Annotated in this window: 12 protein-coding genes and 1 tRNA gene (1 of these 13 running past the window's edge); 9 read left to right on the top strand and 4 right to left on the bottom strand. The window is 44.8% G+C overall.

Annotation, left to right across the window (positions count from 1 at the left end; all coding sequences use genetic code 11):
* Nucleotides 1–38 precede the first annotated feature (38 nt).
* Nucleotides 39–629, bottom strand: a complete 591-nt coding sequence (locus ACRBG0_RS03840) for an MCP four helix bundle domain-containing protein (protein ID WP_431485586.1) — start codon at nucleotides 627–629, stop codon at nucleotides 39–41.
* Between the two features lie 233 nt (nucleotides 630–862).
* Here ACRBG0_RS03840 and ACRBG0_RS03835 point away from each other — a divergent pair, with 233 nt between their 5' ends.
* The 5 genes from ACRBG0_RS03835 to ACRBG0_RS03815 all read left to right on the top strand — a co-directional run bounded on the left by ACRBG0_RS03835 (nucleotide 863) and on the right by ACRBG0_RS03815 (nucleotide 7001).
* Entirely contained in the window at nucleotides 863–1336 is a 474-nt protein-coding gene (locus tag ACRBG0_RS03835; protein WP_431485585.1) for a hypothetical protein, read from the top strand.
* A 398-nt stretch (nucleotides 1337–1734) separates the two neighbouring features.
* On the top strand, nucleotides 1735–3399 hold the full coding sequence (locus ACRBG0_RS03830; RefSeq protein ID WP_431485584.1) for a choice-of-anchor B family protein: 1665 nt from the start codon (nucleotides 1735–1737) through the stop codon (nucleotides 3397–3399).
* A 296-nt stretch (nucleotides 3400–3695) separates the two neighbouring features.
* Nucleotides 3696–5018 carry an alkaline phosphatase D family protein gene (locus tag ACRBG0_RS03825; protein ID WP_431485583.1) on the top strand — a complete coding sequence of 441 codons (1323 nt, stop codon included), beginning with the start codon at nucleotides 3696–3698 and terminating at the stop codon, nucleotides 5016–5018.
* A gap of 88 nt (nucleotides 5019–5106) precedes the next feature.
* On the top strand, nucleotides 5107–5883 hold the full coding sequence (locus tag ACRBG0_RS03820; protein ID WP_431485582.1) for a DUF6503 family protein: 777 nt from the start codon (nucleotides 5107–5109) through the stop codon (nucleotides 5881–5883).
* A gap of 158 nt (nucleotides 5884–6041) precedes the next feature.
* Nucleotides 6042–7001: a TolB family protein gene (locus ACRBG0_RS03815; protein WP_431485581.1), complete on the top strand. Its 960-nt coding sequence runs from the start codon at nucleotides 6042–6044 to the stop codon at nucleotides 6999–7001.
* Nucleotides 7002–7116: 115 nt separating this feature from the next.
* Here ACRBG0_RS03815 and ACRBG0_RS03810 read toward each other — a convergent pair whose 3' ends face one another.
* The gene (locus ACRBG0_RS03810; RefSeq protein ID WP_431485580.1) at nucleotides 7117–8787 is read right to left on the bottom strand and encodes a S41 family peptidase; all 1671 of its coding nucleotides are present in this window, start codon (nucleotides 8785–8787) and stop codon (nucleotides 7117–7119) included.
* Nucleotides 8788–8915: 128 nt separating this feature from the next.
* Here ACRBG0_RS03810 and ACRBG0_RS03805 point away from each other — a divergent pair, with 128 nt between their 5' ends.
* Nucleotides 8916–9392: an Lrp/AsnC ligand binding domain-containing protein gene (locus ACRBG0_RS03805; RefSeq protein ID WP_431485579.1), complete on the top strand. Its 477-nt coding sequence runs from the start codon at nucleotides 8916–8918 to the stop codon at nucleotides 9390–9392.
* Nucleotides 9393–9402: 10 nt separating this feature from the next.
* On the opposite strand, the gene ACRBG0_RS03800 is transcribed toward ACRBG0_RS03805, so the two are convergent.
* Complete coding sequence (locus ACRBG0_RS03800) at nucleotides 9403–9762, bottom strand: hypothetical protein (RefSeq protein WP_431485578.1); 360 nt, start codon at nucleotides 9760–9762, stop codon at nucleotides 9403–9405.
* A gap of 10 nt (nucleotides 9763–9772) precedes the next feature.
* Entirely contained in the window at nucleotides 9773–10129 is a 357-nt protein-coding gene (locus ACRBG0_RS03795; protein WP_431485577.1) for a hypothetical protein, read from the bottom strand.
* Nucleotides 10130–10165: 36 nt separating this feature from the next.
* On the opposite strand from ACRBG0_RS03795, the gene ACRBG0_RS03790 reads away from it, so the two are divergent.
* The 3 genes from ACRBG0_RS03790 to ACRBG0_RS03780 form a co-directional block, all read left to right on the top strand.
* Nucleotides 10166–10489 carry a 2Fe-2S iron-sulfur cluster-binding protein gene (locus ACRBG0_RS03790; RefSeq protein ID WP_431485576.1) on the top strand — a complete coding sequence of 108 codons (324 nt, stop codon included), beginning with the start codon at nucleotides 10166–10168 and terminating at the stop codon, nucleotides 10487–10489.
* Nucleotides 10490–10869: 380 nt separating this feature from the next.
* Nucleotides 10870–13311: a M14 family zinc carboxypeptidase gene (locus tag ACRBG0_RS03785; protein ID WP_431485575.1), complete on the top strand. Its 2442-nt coding sequence runs from the start codon at nucleotides 10870–10872 to the stop codon at nucleotides 13309–13311.
* A 198-nt stretch (nucleotides 13312–13509) separates the two neighbouring features.
* A tRNA-Met gene (locus ACRBG0_RS03780) sits at nucleotides 13510–13537 on the top strand (it continues 74 nt past the right edge of the window).

Genomic DNA, 13537 nt, shown 5'->3' with positions numbered 1-13537 from the left:
TCGTACAAAAAGTCAGATAAATCATTCTTTTCAGCTGTTTAATGACCCTTTTTAGGGTTGTACATGACGACTATTTGAATAAAGATGGCAATGATAATCAAAGCGTATATCTCTAAATGGGTGAATAAATCTACTGATGCTATAGCTCGTTTACTCTGAAATAATTCTCTTTTTCCTTCTTCTATCTGAATTTCTGAGAGGTCGTTAAGGTTGTCTTTGACCAAGGCGAGGTACTCGGAAAGCTTTGGACTTGGCAGTTCGATCTCGTTAAGTTCGTATTCTTTCAGGCTTGTAAGATTCTTTTTTAGCTGTTCAAAAATGACCTTTTCCTTTGGTGTTAGTTTTGTTACAGAGAATAAGCTTATCAATTCGTCAATACGCGTATTGATGGTAATGTTTTTGTTTTCAAATTGCGAACGCTCGTATTTTATTTGAGCCAATTCTTTTTCCCAAGTCAGCTTAGATAAATCCAATAGGATGTCTTGCGCTAAAAGGCGGTCTGCATAGATCGTTTCTACGGAGTTTTTTACAATGTTGAAATTCTTTTTGTCGATTAGATTTGTTGCCAGAATAATGAAAAAAACGGATAAAATACCCAGTGTCCATTTGATCTTATTGTAAACAGTCATAGCTTAGTAATTTTGGTTTAAGCAAGATTTTGGCGTTGATTTACCGTGGTTTTATACCGACCTTAAAGTAGCTTGAGCAAAGCCTAAACCACTTAGTTATGGGGATGGCGCAGATTCTTTGGAGAAACAACTGAGCCCCTACCAAAGTTGGAGGCTCCTGCCTGTGCTTGAGGAATACCTAATGTGTCAGGTAAAGAAGTACAATGATCTTTATTGCAAAATAGATAGAACAAATGAAGACAACGATCATCTGGATGCTACTCCTTGTAGCAATCGGGCCGCTTAATGGTCAATCAGATACCGCGGGGGCGAAGCATACTGTATATGGTGGCTTTGCGCGACAAGGCATATTGTATGTGAAGTATGAACGGTCTGTTTTTGATAAAAACTGGGGGAGAACAATCGCAAACATTGGTTATGGAGGTGTACCGGGCGAGCACGAATATGGTACGCCTCGAACCAATAAAATCATGCCCCAGATCGGGCAGTTAATCGGGCGTAAAAATATTCTTGTAGAGCTAGGTGTAGAGGCATCGATCAATTTTTTCGGCAAGATTAGCTATACAGATATTAATGGAGTACTAGGGATTCGCTATCAGTCAAACGAGGGGATATTGTTTCAGTTAGGATATAATCCTAAGCTTTATTATACCTATGAAAACGATATAGATCTACCGTTTTATCTGGGGATGGGCATGACTTTTTAGGGAGGCCCGCGTAAGCGATGTGGAAGGGTGGCTGCTATCAGCAGGCCAGACAGCGATCCGATTTAATCGGGAGAGCTGGCCGAACGAATAGTGAGCCCTGTAACGTAGCGCCGCCGCCGCTTCGGCGGAGGTACGCCCAAAGTGTCAGTATTGATACGATTTAGACTAGAAGAGAGTGTTCAAAATAGTGTGTCTCGCGCAGAGCCGCAGAGCCGCAGAGTTTTTTTATTGCTGGTTATCAAGTAGATACATTTCGGCAATTATTCATCAGAAACACATTAATGAACAGTCTCGACTAGAGCGACTCTTGGAATATTTTTTCTTTTTATCTTTAAAGAATATAAAATTCGCAATCACCTATCCCTTTTATCTTTTCATCACAGGAAAAAATTACCACAATGAGGACGATAGGCACATTATTTGTTTTTTTAGGAATGTTCATCAGCATGATGGCCCAACAATCCGTGAATATGTCTTTGTTGGGGCAATGGGACGATAACACGCTACCTGTTTTCGATGGAGTGCAGTACAATGATATATGGGGGTATGCGGTGGCAGGGAGGGAGTTTGCCATTATAGGTTCACGGCAAAAGGTGCATTTTTTGGAAATTACAGACCCTAATAACATTGTAGAAGTAGCAGCCATAGCAGGTGGGAGTAGCTCTACCTGGCGAGATATAAAGACCTATGGTACCTACGCTTATGGCGTAACGGAAGCTGCTGAAGGGATGACGATATTTGACCTGGGTAATATCACAGGCGTCGGCGCCAACCGGGTGACGCTGGTAGAGCAGCAGGATGATTTTTTCACAAGAGCCCACAATGTATTTATCGATGAAGGGGAGGGGATTCTTTATGTTGTAGGAGGGAACTCTGATGATGATTTACTCGTCTACGATTTGAATGCCGATCCATCGAGTCCGACATTGATTGCTAATCTGGATTTGGCAGCTGAATATATACACGATCTCTACGTAGATAATAATGTTGCTTATTGTTCCCATCTTGGGAATGGGCTACACATTTATGATATGTCTCCTGTCACAGACCCTCCCTCGGGAGAAGAACCAGGTACGCCCATTGAACTAGGAGTATTGACAGATTATCCTTTTCAAGTTTTTAACCATAGTAGTTGGGTGAGCGGCAATACGCTGGTATATGCCGACGAAAAACATGGTAGTCCATTGGGGATCGTGGATATTAGTGACTTGGAGGACCTGGAACCAACCAGTCATTTTTATTCTAATTTATTAAATGTTGCCAACCCTTACAGTACGACATCTCCCCGGGGCCCAATCCCTCATAACCCTTTTATTGTAGGTGATTTGTGTATCGCGTCCTATTATCATGATGGTATCTCTGTTTTTGATATCAGCAACCCCGAAAACGTGGTTCAGGTGGGCTATTACGATACAGATTTGGTAAGCACCAACTACAATGGCTATAAGGGATGCTGGGGTGTTTATCCGTTTTTGCCGTCGGGCAGAATTATTGGGACAGACGTGTTAAATGGGCTATTTGTATTGGAATACAATACTGCTCTTCCAGTAGAGTGGGCTACCTTTACGGCTCAGAATGAAGCCGACCGGATACGCCTGGATTGGTCGACGACGAAGGAGGAAAATAATGCTGGTTTTACTGTGCAACGCGCAGAAGGCAAGGATTGGGTGGACTTCGGGCAGGTATTGCCAGAAGCAAAACAAACCTATCGGAGCTACGACGATGCGCCCCGTACGGGATGGAATACTTATCGAATACTACAGGAAGACTATGACGGGAGTCGTTCTTACTCGCGGCTGGCTACCGTTTTTTGGGGCGAATCATCAGCCGAATGGTCGGTATATCCCAATCCTGCCCGATCAGGGTCAAGCTTAAATCTCCGAAATGTAGTTGAGGTAGACGGTTTATGGCAACTGCATAATGCACAAGGGCAGATCGTGTTTCGTATGCAGGCGGAGTTGTCTGCGGGAGAGATAAACCTGCAGTTACCAACTTTAGCTAAAGGAACCTACTGGCTGGAGGAAGTTGCTACGGGTGCGGTGCAGACCTTGGTGGTGGAGTAGGGTTGTTGTCGGCTTGTGGTCGACCTCTGTTTGTGTAAAAGCATGAATGTATTTATACGAATAGGGCAGAAATCAGTTCGCGTGGCGTATCCGGAAGCACTGCGCATTCCGATCTTCCAGTGGAAGTGAGTACAAGTGGTGGGCACTGCTCCGTTGGATCGGGTTTCAAACCTGATCCAACGGAGCAGTAGACAGCCTGGTGCCAAGAAATGATGGCATGTCTCCTAGCTTAATAGAGATTTAACCCTCACCAATAGGCCAAAAGGAGCGAAAAACTTACCTTGACAGAAAAAAGAATGAGAAGCTATTTACTCTTGTTAAGTATTGTAATAGTCTTGCCGTTGGCGGCGCAAAACTCGCTATTGCAATCTGGCCCGATGCTGGGCTATTCTGAGATGCGGGAAGTTGTACTATGGGTACAGACGACCGAGGCCGCCGAAGTGCAATTTGCCTATTGGACGGAGGGTAATAAGGCAGCACTGAGCTTGACGGACAAGATAACAACCACTAAGGCTGATGCTTTTACTGCCAAGCTAATTGCTGATATTGTAGAGCCTGGTACCAACTACATCTACGAACTGCGCCTGAATGGCAAGGCCGTTAAATTGCCTTACCCTACGCAGTTTCAAACCCAAGAGCTTTGGCAGTGGCGCACTGATCCGCCTGATTTTACGGTGGCCGTAGGGAGTTGTAGTTATATCAATGAACCGAAATACGACCGACCTGATAACGCTTACGGTGGGGATTATGACATCTTTAATCGCATCCATGAGCGCCAGCCAGACGCGATGCTGTGGTTGGGAGATAATACCTATTTGAGAGAAGTGGATTGGAATTCGCGCACTGGTATTATGAAACGTTATACCCATACCCGTTCTGTAAAAGAACTTCAGCCATTGCTGGCTAGTACGCACCATTATGCCATCTGGGATGATCATGATTATGGGCCTAATGATAGTGATCGTAGTTATATTCATAAGGATAAGACGCTTGAAGCTTTTCGCTTGTTTTGGGGCAACCCAAGTGTGGGTTTACCGGATGCACATGGTGGTATAACTACTGCATTTCAATGGGCTGATATGGACTTTTTCTTGATGGACAACCGCTATTTTCGTACACCGAACCACATGCAGAATGGCGAGCAGATTTACTTTGGTAAAATCCAACTGGAATGGCTTATTGATGCCTTGGTGGCCAGCAGTGCCCCTTTTAAATTTGTGGCTACTGGCGGGCAGATTTTGAATACAGAACCTGTTTATGAGAATTATATTAGGTTGGCACCAGAAGAGCGGTCTTACTTGCTGTCGCGAATTGAAGAAGAAAACATTAAAGGCGTGATCTTTCTTACAGGCGACCGGCACCATACCGAACTCAGCTCTTATGTGAACGCAAAAGGCAATGCGGTCTACGATTTGACGGCTTCGCCACTTACCTCTGGTTCTGGTAGTAACCGTGATGGAGAACATAACCAGTTGCGTGATGAAGGCACCTTGGTGGTGGCGCGAAATTTTGGCTTGCTCAATTTTAGTGGCCCTTACGGAGAGCGCCAATTACAGATACAGATCTTTGATAAAGATGGCGAGCCGCTGTGGGAGCGGGTGATCCAGCAGGCAAAGTAGCTTAACTTTGGCGTAGTCATTCCGTCGGAGCAATCCGAGCGTTAGAATGTTGCACTTTGGGCAGGACTAAACATCAAAAAAAACAATTATGCGATATCTTAACCTTCTTGGCTTGCTTCTTTTACTGGTAGCTTGTAGTTCAAATACGGAAGATACTTCTAGTATAGAAGCCGCTGAACCTGTGATTATAGACACGGCGCGTTGGGTTGTGGAGCAGGCTATCATTCAGCACGGGGGGAGTGAATTGGATAGGAGTTTGGTTCACTTCTTTTTTCGCGAAAGGGTCTATACTGCAGCACGAGTAGGAAATGAATTTTTATACGAAAGGAGCTATATCGACAAAGAAGGACAGGATATCAAAGATGCCCTAAGTTCACAGACTTTTACACGGACGATTAACGGAGAGCCTGCTGAGCTAACAGCGAAAGACAGTTCGGCTTATGCGAATTCTCTAAACTCAGTCATGTATTTCGCCTTTTTGCCCTATTTTTTGACAGATCCGGCTGTGAACATGGAGTATCAGGGAGTTACGGAAGTTTTTGGTCGCCCACATCACGAGCTGAAGGTAACCTTTGGAGAAGAAGGAGGCGGGAAAGACTTTGAGGATGAATATGCTTACTGGTTCTCTATCGATGATTTCACACTGAATTACCTGGCTTACAATTTCTTGGTAAATGGCGGCGGTGCGCGGTTCCGTGAGGCCTATAACTCCCGCCGAGTAGAGGGCGTTATCTTTCAGGATTACATCAACTACAAGCCGGTGGATGAAGCCCGCCGGGATGTGTTGGCATTCGATGAACTCTTTACCGCTGGCCAAATGGACACCCTTTCAAGAATTGTATTGGAGGAGGTAGAAGTGGAGTAGTTTTCTTGTTGAAGAATATTTCCAAAGCACGAGAAGAGGTGTTCAGCGCAAAAAAGATGTTTTTGCGTTCATACGGGAGTAGTGCTATAGGATATTGTAGTTTGTACGCCTAAATTAGTCATTGACTCATTTTGATTAGCAGCATAAATAGCGTAGAAATGAAGCATTGTCCTTTCTTTATTGTTGGTCTGTTACTGTTGTTGAACACTAGCTGTTCTGAGCCGGAAGTAGATGATATTCAGTTGGCAAGCATACCAGAAACTCCGGAGTTGTTTGCTAGTGGCTTGGTATCTACAGGCTTGTATGAGCGGGATATTGCGATTCATCCTTCTGGTGAAGAGATCATTTATACCCTTGGTGATTACAAGCAAAGTAAGCGTTGCCTGGTAAGCATTCGAATGATAGAAGGGGATTGGCAGCCTGCTCAGGTGTTGAATATTTCAGGTCGGTACCAGGATATTGAACCTTTCTTTGCCAATGAAGGGCAGCGCTTGTTTTTTGCTTCCAATAGACCCTTGGAGAAAGATTCTGCTGCTACTGATTATAATATATGGTACAGCGACCGAGAAGGAGAAGCCTGGGGTGAGCCCATACCCCTTAATGGAAACATCAATACAGCTGGAGATGAATTTTATCCTTCTGTTGCAAAGAACGGTAATCTGTATTTTACAGCCACTAAAGAAGAGGGCATTGGCAGAGAAGATATTTATATCGCTAGGTTCGTTGATGGCAAATACCAAAGGGCAGAAGTTTTAGACAGTACGATCAACTCTCTTTACTACGAATTCAATGCCTATGTGAGCCCCGACGAAGATATGTTGATTTTTAGCTCCTATGGCCGACCGGATGATCTTGGTGGTGGCGACTTGTATATTGCCAGAAAGAATACAGCCGGAGCATGGTTGCCCGCTAAAAATATGGGCCCGTCGATCAATTCTGAAAAACTTGATTATTGCCCATTCGTAGATATAGCCAGGAATACCTTCTACTTCACGAGCGAACGTATGACAAGGAGTGATACGCTGCGTATTCGGAATATCAATACTTTACAGAAAATGGCGAACACCCCCGGCAACGGAATGGGCGATATTTATAGGGTCGTTAATACAGGTATCTAACCCTTTATAAAGTCGGAATGCGGAATTGAGAAGTCGGAAGTAAAATTGGCTTGTCTCTCTTTTTAAGATGACCAGAACCATCTAACAATCAACTACTACCCATCAACCAAAAGACTTACTCTTTCCTCGCCGCTGCTAGCGGATCATCGGTTTTTAAAACCTTTAGCGCCTCTAGGACCATATCGTCGTCCTTGTTCCAGACGGCAAAGAAACCTTCGTTACCATATAGCTGGCGTGCGATCCGAGCCTTGAGGAAGCGATTAAGCTCTTTTAGTACTCGGTTGTTGGTCGGAATAGCGGATTCTTCGCCTTGTTCACGCGCATATTGGACATATTCCTGGAAGACGTTGTTAGGAACCTGGTAGCTGCTTACAAAGTCGTTTAGTTGATAGCGATCGGCTAAGCCTGCTTCTTGTTCAACGAAGCGGAACACAAAGCCTGCGGTATACTGCCTCCAGCGGAGATAGTCCTCCCTTAAGATGAAGGTATCAAGCGGAACGAAAACATCGGGTGTAATGCCACCGCCACCGTAAACAACATAACCGTTGTCGGTGAAGAATTTAGTTGTATCAGCGATCTCAATATTTCCTTTTTCGGATAATTCGCCGTTCATAAAACGATCTTCCATGTCCCGGTCGTAGGCTGCGGCACTTTCGTGCTCATAATCTTTTTGGATGCACCTGCCAGAAGGGGTATAGTACCGAGCAACGGTAAGCCGCAAAGCAGAGCCGTCGCGTAAAGGGTATTGTTCCTGAACGAGGCCTTTACCAAAAGAGCGGCGACCCACCAGTACTCCACGGTCGTGGTCCTGGACAGCTCCCGCCATAATTTCACTGGCCGAGGCTGAGCCTTCGTCAATCAAAACAACCACTTTGCCAATGTTATAGAAAGGTCGACCATTGGTAGTGTATTCGGTTCTTTTTACGGTACGTCCTTCGGTGTATACCAGGAGCTTCCCTTTTTCAGGGAACAGCTGGCTCAACATGTTGGTCGCTTGCGTCAAATAACCACCAGGATTGTGTCGAAGGTCGATAACCAAGTCGACCATCTCGTTCTTTTCCACCAGCTTTTCCAAAGACTGGACAAATTCATCGTAGGTAGTTGCACTGAAACGATTGACTTTAATGAAGCCGGTTTTTTCATCCAGCATTATGGCAACGTCTACGCTATGTACAGGTATTTTGTCTCGTGTGATATTGAAACTGAGCAATTCTTTTTGTCCAGCTCGTTTGATACCTACATTGACTTCGGTGCCTTTTTCTCCGCGAAGGAGCGAAAATATATCTTGCGTAGCGAGTTCCACTCCGGCTACAATAGAATCTTCGATGGTAACGATTTTATCGCCGGCCTGTATGCCAACAGCTTCTGATGGTCCTCCTGCTAATGGCGTGACGACCACAATAGTGTCGTCCAGGATCATGAATTCTACACCAATGCCATCGAAGTTACCTTCCAACTGCTCGTTGATAGCAATTAAATCTTCAGAAGAGATATAATTGGAGTGAGGATCAAGCTCTTTGATAACTGCATCAATAGCTTTGCGGGTAATAGCGTCTTTATCTGCTTCCTCCACATATTTTGCATCGATATAACGGAGCAACTCTTCTACCTTGCCTTGCCCTCCTAAATTACGTTGAAGTTTGGCTAGTTCGACACTACCCTGACTGGCAGCGCTAGCGGCCTGGTAGCGCAAACCGATAAACATACCTAGTGCTAATACACCTGCCAATAAAAGAGGTAACCAGATGCTGACTTTGCGAAAAAAGGAATTGTCCTGTGGATGCATACATGAAAATTAAGTCGCCCGCTTATCACGTTATCGAGCAAGTAATGTAATTTATACAAAAAATTACGAATATTGTTTCTCCTAAAGACTTAAGAACATAGCCTTTCTAAAGAAGAACTTACTTTATAATGAGCAAAGAAAAGGAAATTGACGATCTGGACCGCAAAATTCTCTCCTTGTTGATGCAGAATTCCAAAAAACCTTACACTGAAATTGCCAAAGAGCTCTATGTCTCGGGTGGAACCATTCATGTAAGGATGAAAAAATTAGAGGATGCTGGTATCGTTCGAGGTTATAACCTGACCGTTAATTACGAACAACTAGGCTATGATGTAGTTGCCTTTCTAGGCGTATACCTTGATAAAAGTTCCCTGTATGACCAGGTCGCAAAAGAGCTTGCTCGAATTCCTGAAGTAGTGAGCGCGCATTATACCACTGGTGTCTATAGTATCTTTGTAAAGATCGTTTGCCGAGATACAGGCCATTTGCGGGATGTTCTACATGACAAGGTGCAGCCTATTCAGGGCATCCAGCGTACGGAGACGTTTATTTCACTGGATGAAAGTATCGATCGCCCTTTGGATATTGTAGGGGACGGAGGGTAGAAAAATGTCATTAATCACCAACGAATTTCACGGCCACTCCTGAGATGTCTACTCTGGGGGAGTAGGATGCCATTTTGTCGAGTTTTAAGAGGATAACTGCGTCAGCACCAATTTCAGTAACGCGTTTCTTAAGATAGTTGATGGCACTTTTATCGTCTGCGCCATTTGCTGTTACCGTACCGATTACCAGATATGCTTTGTCTGGGGTCGTCAGGTAGAGCTCGATGTCTGTCGCTTGGGTAGGAGGATAAACCTGTGCTCCGGTTTCGAGATAACAGGTATAAAGATTGCAGGCAGAAAACAGGAAAGGAAGCAGGAAAAGTGATCCCAGTGATAGGATTTTTGCTGGAAAGGTGGAAGTGTTTTTCACAAGTTTGGCTTTAGTCATTATATTTTACAGCTGTTGCAGTAGCCTTGAGGCCGGTAATCCAGAAGCCCATGCCGAAATTCAAACGGAGGTTTACGATTGCATCTGCGCCTATTTTTGCGGCTTCTTCCCTCAGTATGCGTATGGGTACTTCTGCGTCCTGCCCCGCATCGCACATGGCCACCAGTTCTGCAATTATTTCGTAAGATTTTGGAGCTTTAGGGGTAGCATAAACAGCTACCTTCTCCGGCGACACTGCTGGGTAGGTGCTGCCTTTAACCAACGGACTGGAGAGTACACTGTGGGTTTGGCAGCTGGTTAGAAGTAAAAGCCCCAAAAGGCAGAGAGGAACTAAATATCTTTTATTCACAGGTTTCCTTATTTTTGCACCCCCAAAGTAATAAAAATGATCAAGATAACCGTTGTTGACCGAGCTGATCAAGAGCATATTTTAGAAGCCCCTACCGACATGAACATGAATCTCATGGAATTGTGTAAGGCTTATGAACTACCCGTAAAGGGAACTTGTGGAGGGATGGCACTCTGTTCTACTTGCCATTGTTACGTTTTAACGGATCATGAACTTCATACAATGTCGGAAGACGAAGAAGATATGCTGGATCAGGCCTTCTTCGTAGAGGATAACTCGCGCCTGGGGTGCCAACTTAAATTGGTCGATGAGATGGATGGCCTCAAGGTCAAGCTGGCGCCTGAAGACGAGGAGGTTTAAGTCGGCGTTGCCTTGTGGTGGTGCTCGTTTCACTCGCGGTTAGTGTTCATCCTGATACTCGGGTTCACGGTGCGTACTCGGCTTCGCCTCGCGTTAGTGCTCGCTGCGCTCGCGGTTTAAACGGGATTACCAGAGACTATTTGTTGAAGTTGAGTGCCTCACCTGTGAGCGCGGCGAGCACCACCATTCGCGCAGCTAATCCCCCGCGAGCGTAGCGAGCACTCCCGTGAATTCCGATACATCGGAATGAGCACTACCACGACTCCGGCTTTCCGGGGGAGTACCGCAGCCAATACGACATTCTCCCAAATAGCATTCGCAATCGAATAAAATAAGTAGTAGTTTCGTCGCCGGAATTTTCAACATCCTACTTCAAAGCCATGAATAATAGCAGCTTACTTCTTTTGCTCTGCATTTTGAGCACACAATTGTTATTTGCCCAAAATGCGGATACTTACCACCGGGCCAGGGTACGCCTTGAAGGGCATACTATCCAAGAGTTGAGTGCGCTAGGGGTGGAAACCGACCATGGCGAATACGTCCCTCATCGGCATCTTACCAATGATTTTTCCAGCACGGATTTAAATAGGTTAGCAGAAGCGGGGTTCATCTACGAAGTACTCATTCGGGATGTGCAGGACTTTTACAGCGACCCTGTTCGTCGGCAGGCTTATCAGGATAACGCTCGCAGTGGAGGGCTTAGTTGCCCAGATATTTCCAATAGCTCCGTAACAGAATACCCCATTCCAAGTAATTTTCGCTTAGGGGATATGGCAGGATTCTACCGCTACCAAGAGATGTTGGACATCCTGGACTCGATGCGCTTGCTTTACCCTAACCTGATCACTTCCCGACGAATTGTTTCGCCATCAATTGTTTCTCATCAAGGGCGGCCGATCTACTGGATGCGTATCAGTGACAACCCAGACACGGATGAATCTGTAGAGCCTGAAGTACTGTACACGGCACTGCATCATGCCCGAGAGCCTAATAGCTTGACGCAGATGGTCTTTTATATGTGGTATCTGTTGGAAAATTACGAGAGTGACCCAGAAGTACGTTACCTCGTTGACAATACGGAGTTGTATTTTTTGCCTTGTATCAACCCAGATGGTTATATTTTTAATGAAACCACTGAGCCTGATGGAGGTGGGATGTGGCGAAAGAATTTCCGCGATAATGGCGATGGCTCTACCGGAGTGGACCTCAATCGAAATTATGGCTTTCAGTGGGGATTCGATGATGAAGGATCGTCTCCAAATCCTAGTTCTTCTACTTATCGGGGTACGGAAGCATTTTCAGAACCAGAGACACAGGCTGTTAGAGCATTTTGCCAAGCGCATGAATTTATCGTAGCGCTTAATTATCATACCTATGGGGATCTACTAATTTACCCCTGGGGGTACAGTGATTCACCTACTACTGATGCGCCAACCTTTAATGCTTTAGCCAAAGTTATGACCCTGCAAAACGATTACCTTAGTGGCACGGGCTCTGAAACTGTTGGGTACGTGGTTAATGGCGATTCTGATGATTGGATGTACGGAGAAACCACAGAGAAGCCTCGTATCTTTTCGATGACACCGGAGATCGGTGAGGAGGGGCCTGACGGTGGTTTTTGGCCTGTGCGCGAAGCTATAATTCCCAATTGTAGAGCATCGATGTGGATGAATCTCATGGCGGCAAATACACCTCATATAGCAGCTGTCGCTCAGGTTGATCCTACCCAGGTTGAAATTAAAGATGATTACCAGTTTTTGCGTTTTCAAGTACAACGATTTGGCCGTGAAAATGGCCCGCTAAGTGTTAATCTTACCAGTTTGCAAAATGATTTAATTCAGGTTATAGAAGAACCTATGAGTTTTAATCTGGCAGAGAATGATACTGCCTTAGATAGTTTTGCACTGGGCATTACTGGCGCTATAGCGCATGGTACGGAATTACAGTTTGAATTGACTATCGACAATGGTTCCTTTATACGCAGGGACACCGTGAGTAAAGTTTACGGTGGTTACTTAGATATAGAGGTGTATGAAGAAGATTTTCCTGACCTAGATCAATGGACAATAAATGAGGGCTGGGGCTTGACCGATGAAGATTTTATTTCTAGTCCTAATGCTTTAACTGATTCTCCCTATTCGGATTACCCAAACAACAGCTTCGCACAAATTACTTTGAATGAACCAATTCTCGTTGGAGAAGCCGAAGAATACCGCCTGAACTTTTGGGCGAAGTGGGATATTGAACCTTTTTATGACTGGGCACAACTCCAGTTTCAAGTTAATGAAGGGGAGTGGATTCCGGCTTGCGGGCGTTATACTGTCACTGGATCAGAGGTCCAAGCTACAGATGAACCTATCTGGGAAGGGCAGCAAAACGAATGGGTTGAAGAATCTGTAGATTTGACACCTTTTTTAATAAACGGAGACCAGCTGCGTTTACGTTTTTTGATGGTTAGCGATACCTATATTAATCCAGATGGGTTTTATATGGACGACCTTGTTTTTCAGGAGCGAAATATGAAGCCTGTAAGTACAGAAATGCCGCTAGGGGCAGAAGCGTTCTCTCTACAGGTTGTTCCAAACCCTAATTTCGGACGCACGCAATTACAGTTTCGTCTTCCTCGTCCGGTTGCCGCAAAAGGGCAATGGCAACTTTTTCAGGCTGGTGGACAGCTGCTACAAACTGGTGTACTTTCTTTAACAGCTGGTTATGTAGAGGTAGATTTAGATATGGAACAATTGCCTGCGGGAATTTATTGGCTAAAAGCCCAAGTAGGGGAGTACCTTATTCCAACGCGTAAAATTGTAGTAGTCAAATAAAATAATTGTATTTTTTATTTTGGACAACGGTCTGTCTAGTAGTGGTTTAAAGTCTTCTTTGTTGATTTGGATCAGTTAGGGTAGAAGGTTTTTTCACAAGGGGCTTGTGCGGTAATTAAAATCCCCTTATATTTGCAAACCCACAGAGGAACAGCAGGCTTGTAAATGTACAAAAACTGCGCTTTGTAGGTCTAATATCGCGGAGTGGAGCAGTTGGTAGCTCGTC

The sequence above is a fragment of the Lewinella sp. genome, assembly GCF_050633125.1.
Classification (GTDB): Bacteria; Bacteroidota; Bacteroidia; order Chitinophagales; family Saprospiraceae; genus Lewinella.
This window is presented reverse-complemented; position numbering and strand designations above follow the sequence as displayed.

Coding starts and splice junctions, on each gene's coding strand:
- ACRBG0_RS03840 (WP_431485586.1), bottom strand. CDS start 629: ATGACTGTTTACAATAAGATCAAATGGACACTGGGTATTTTATCCGTT.
- ACRBG0_RS03835 (WP_431485585.1), top strand. CDS start 863: ATGAAGACAACGATCATCTGGATGCTACTCCTTGTAGCAATCGGGCCG.
- ACRBG0_RS03830 (WP_431485584.1), top strand. CDS start 1,735: ATGAGGACGATAGGCACATTATTTGTTTTTTTAGGAATGTTCATCAGC.
- ACRBG0_RS03825 (WP_431485583.1), top strand. CDS start 3,696: ATGAGAAGCTATTTACTCTTGTTAAGTATTGTAATAGTCTTGCCGTTG.
- ACRBG0_RS03820 (WP_431485582.1), top strand. CDS start 5,107: ATGCGATATCTTAACCTTCTTGGCTTGCTTCTTTTACTGGTAGCTTGT.
- ACRBG0_RS03815 (WP_431485581.1), top strand. CDS start 6,042: ATGAAGCATTGTCCTTTCTTTATTGTTGGTCTGTTACTGTTGTTGAAC.
- ACRBG0_RS03810 (WP_431485580.1), bottom strand. CDS start 8,787: ATGCATCCACAGGACAATTCCTTTTTTCGCAAAGTCAGCATCTGGTTA.
- ACRBG0_RS03805 (WP_431485579.1), top strand. CDS start 8,916: ATGAGCAAAGAAAAGGAAATTGACGATCTGGACCGCAAAATTCTCTCC.
- ACRBG0_RS03790 (WP_431485576.1), top strand. CDS start 10,166: ATGATCAAGATAACCGTTGTTGACCGAGCTGATCAAGAGCATATTTTA.
- ACRBG0_RS03785 (WP_431485575.1), top strand. CDS start 10,870: ATGAATAATAGCAGCTTACTTCTTTTGCTCTGCATTTTGAGCACACAA.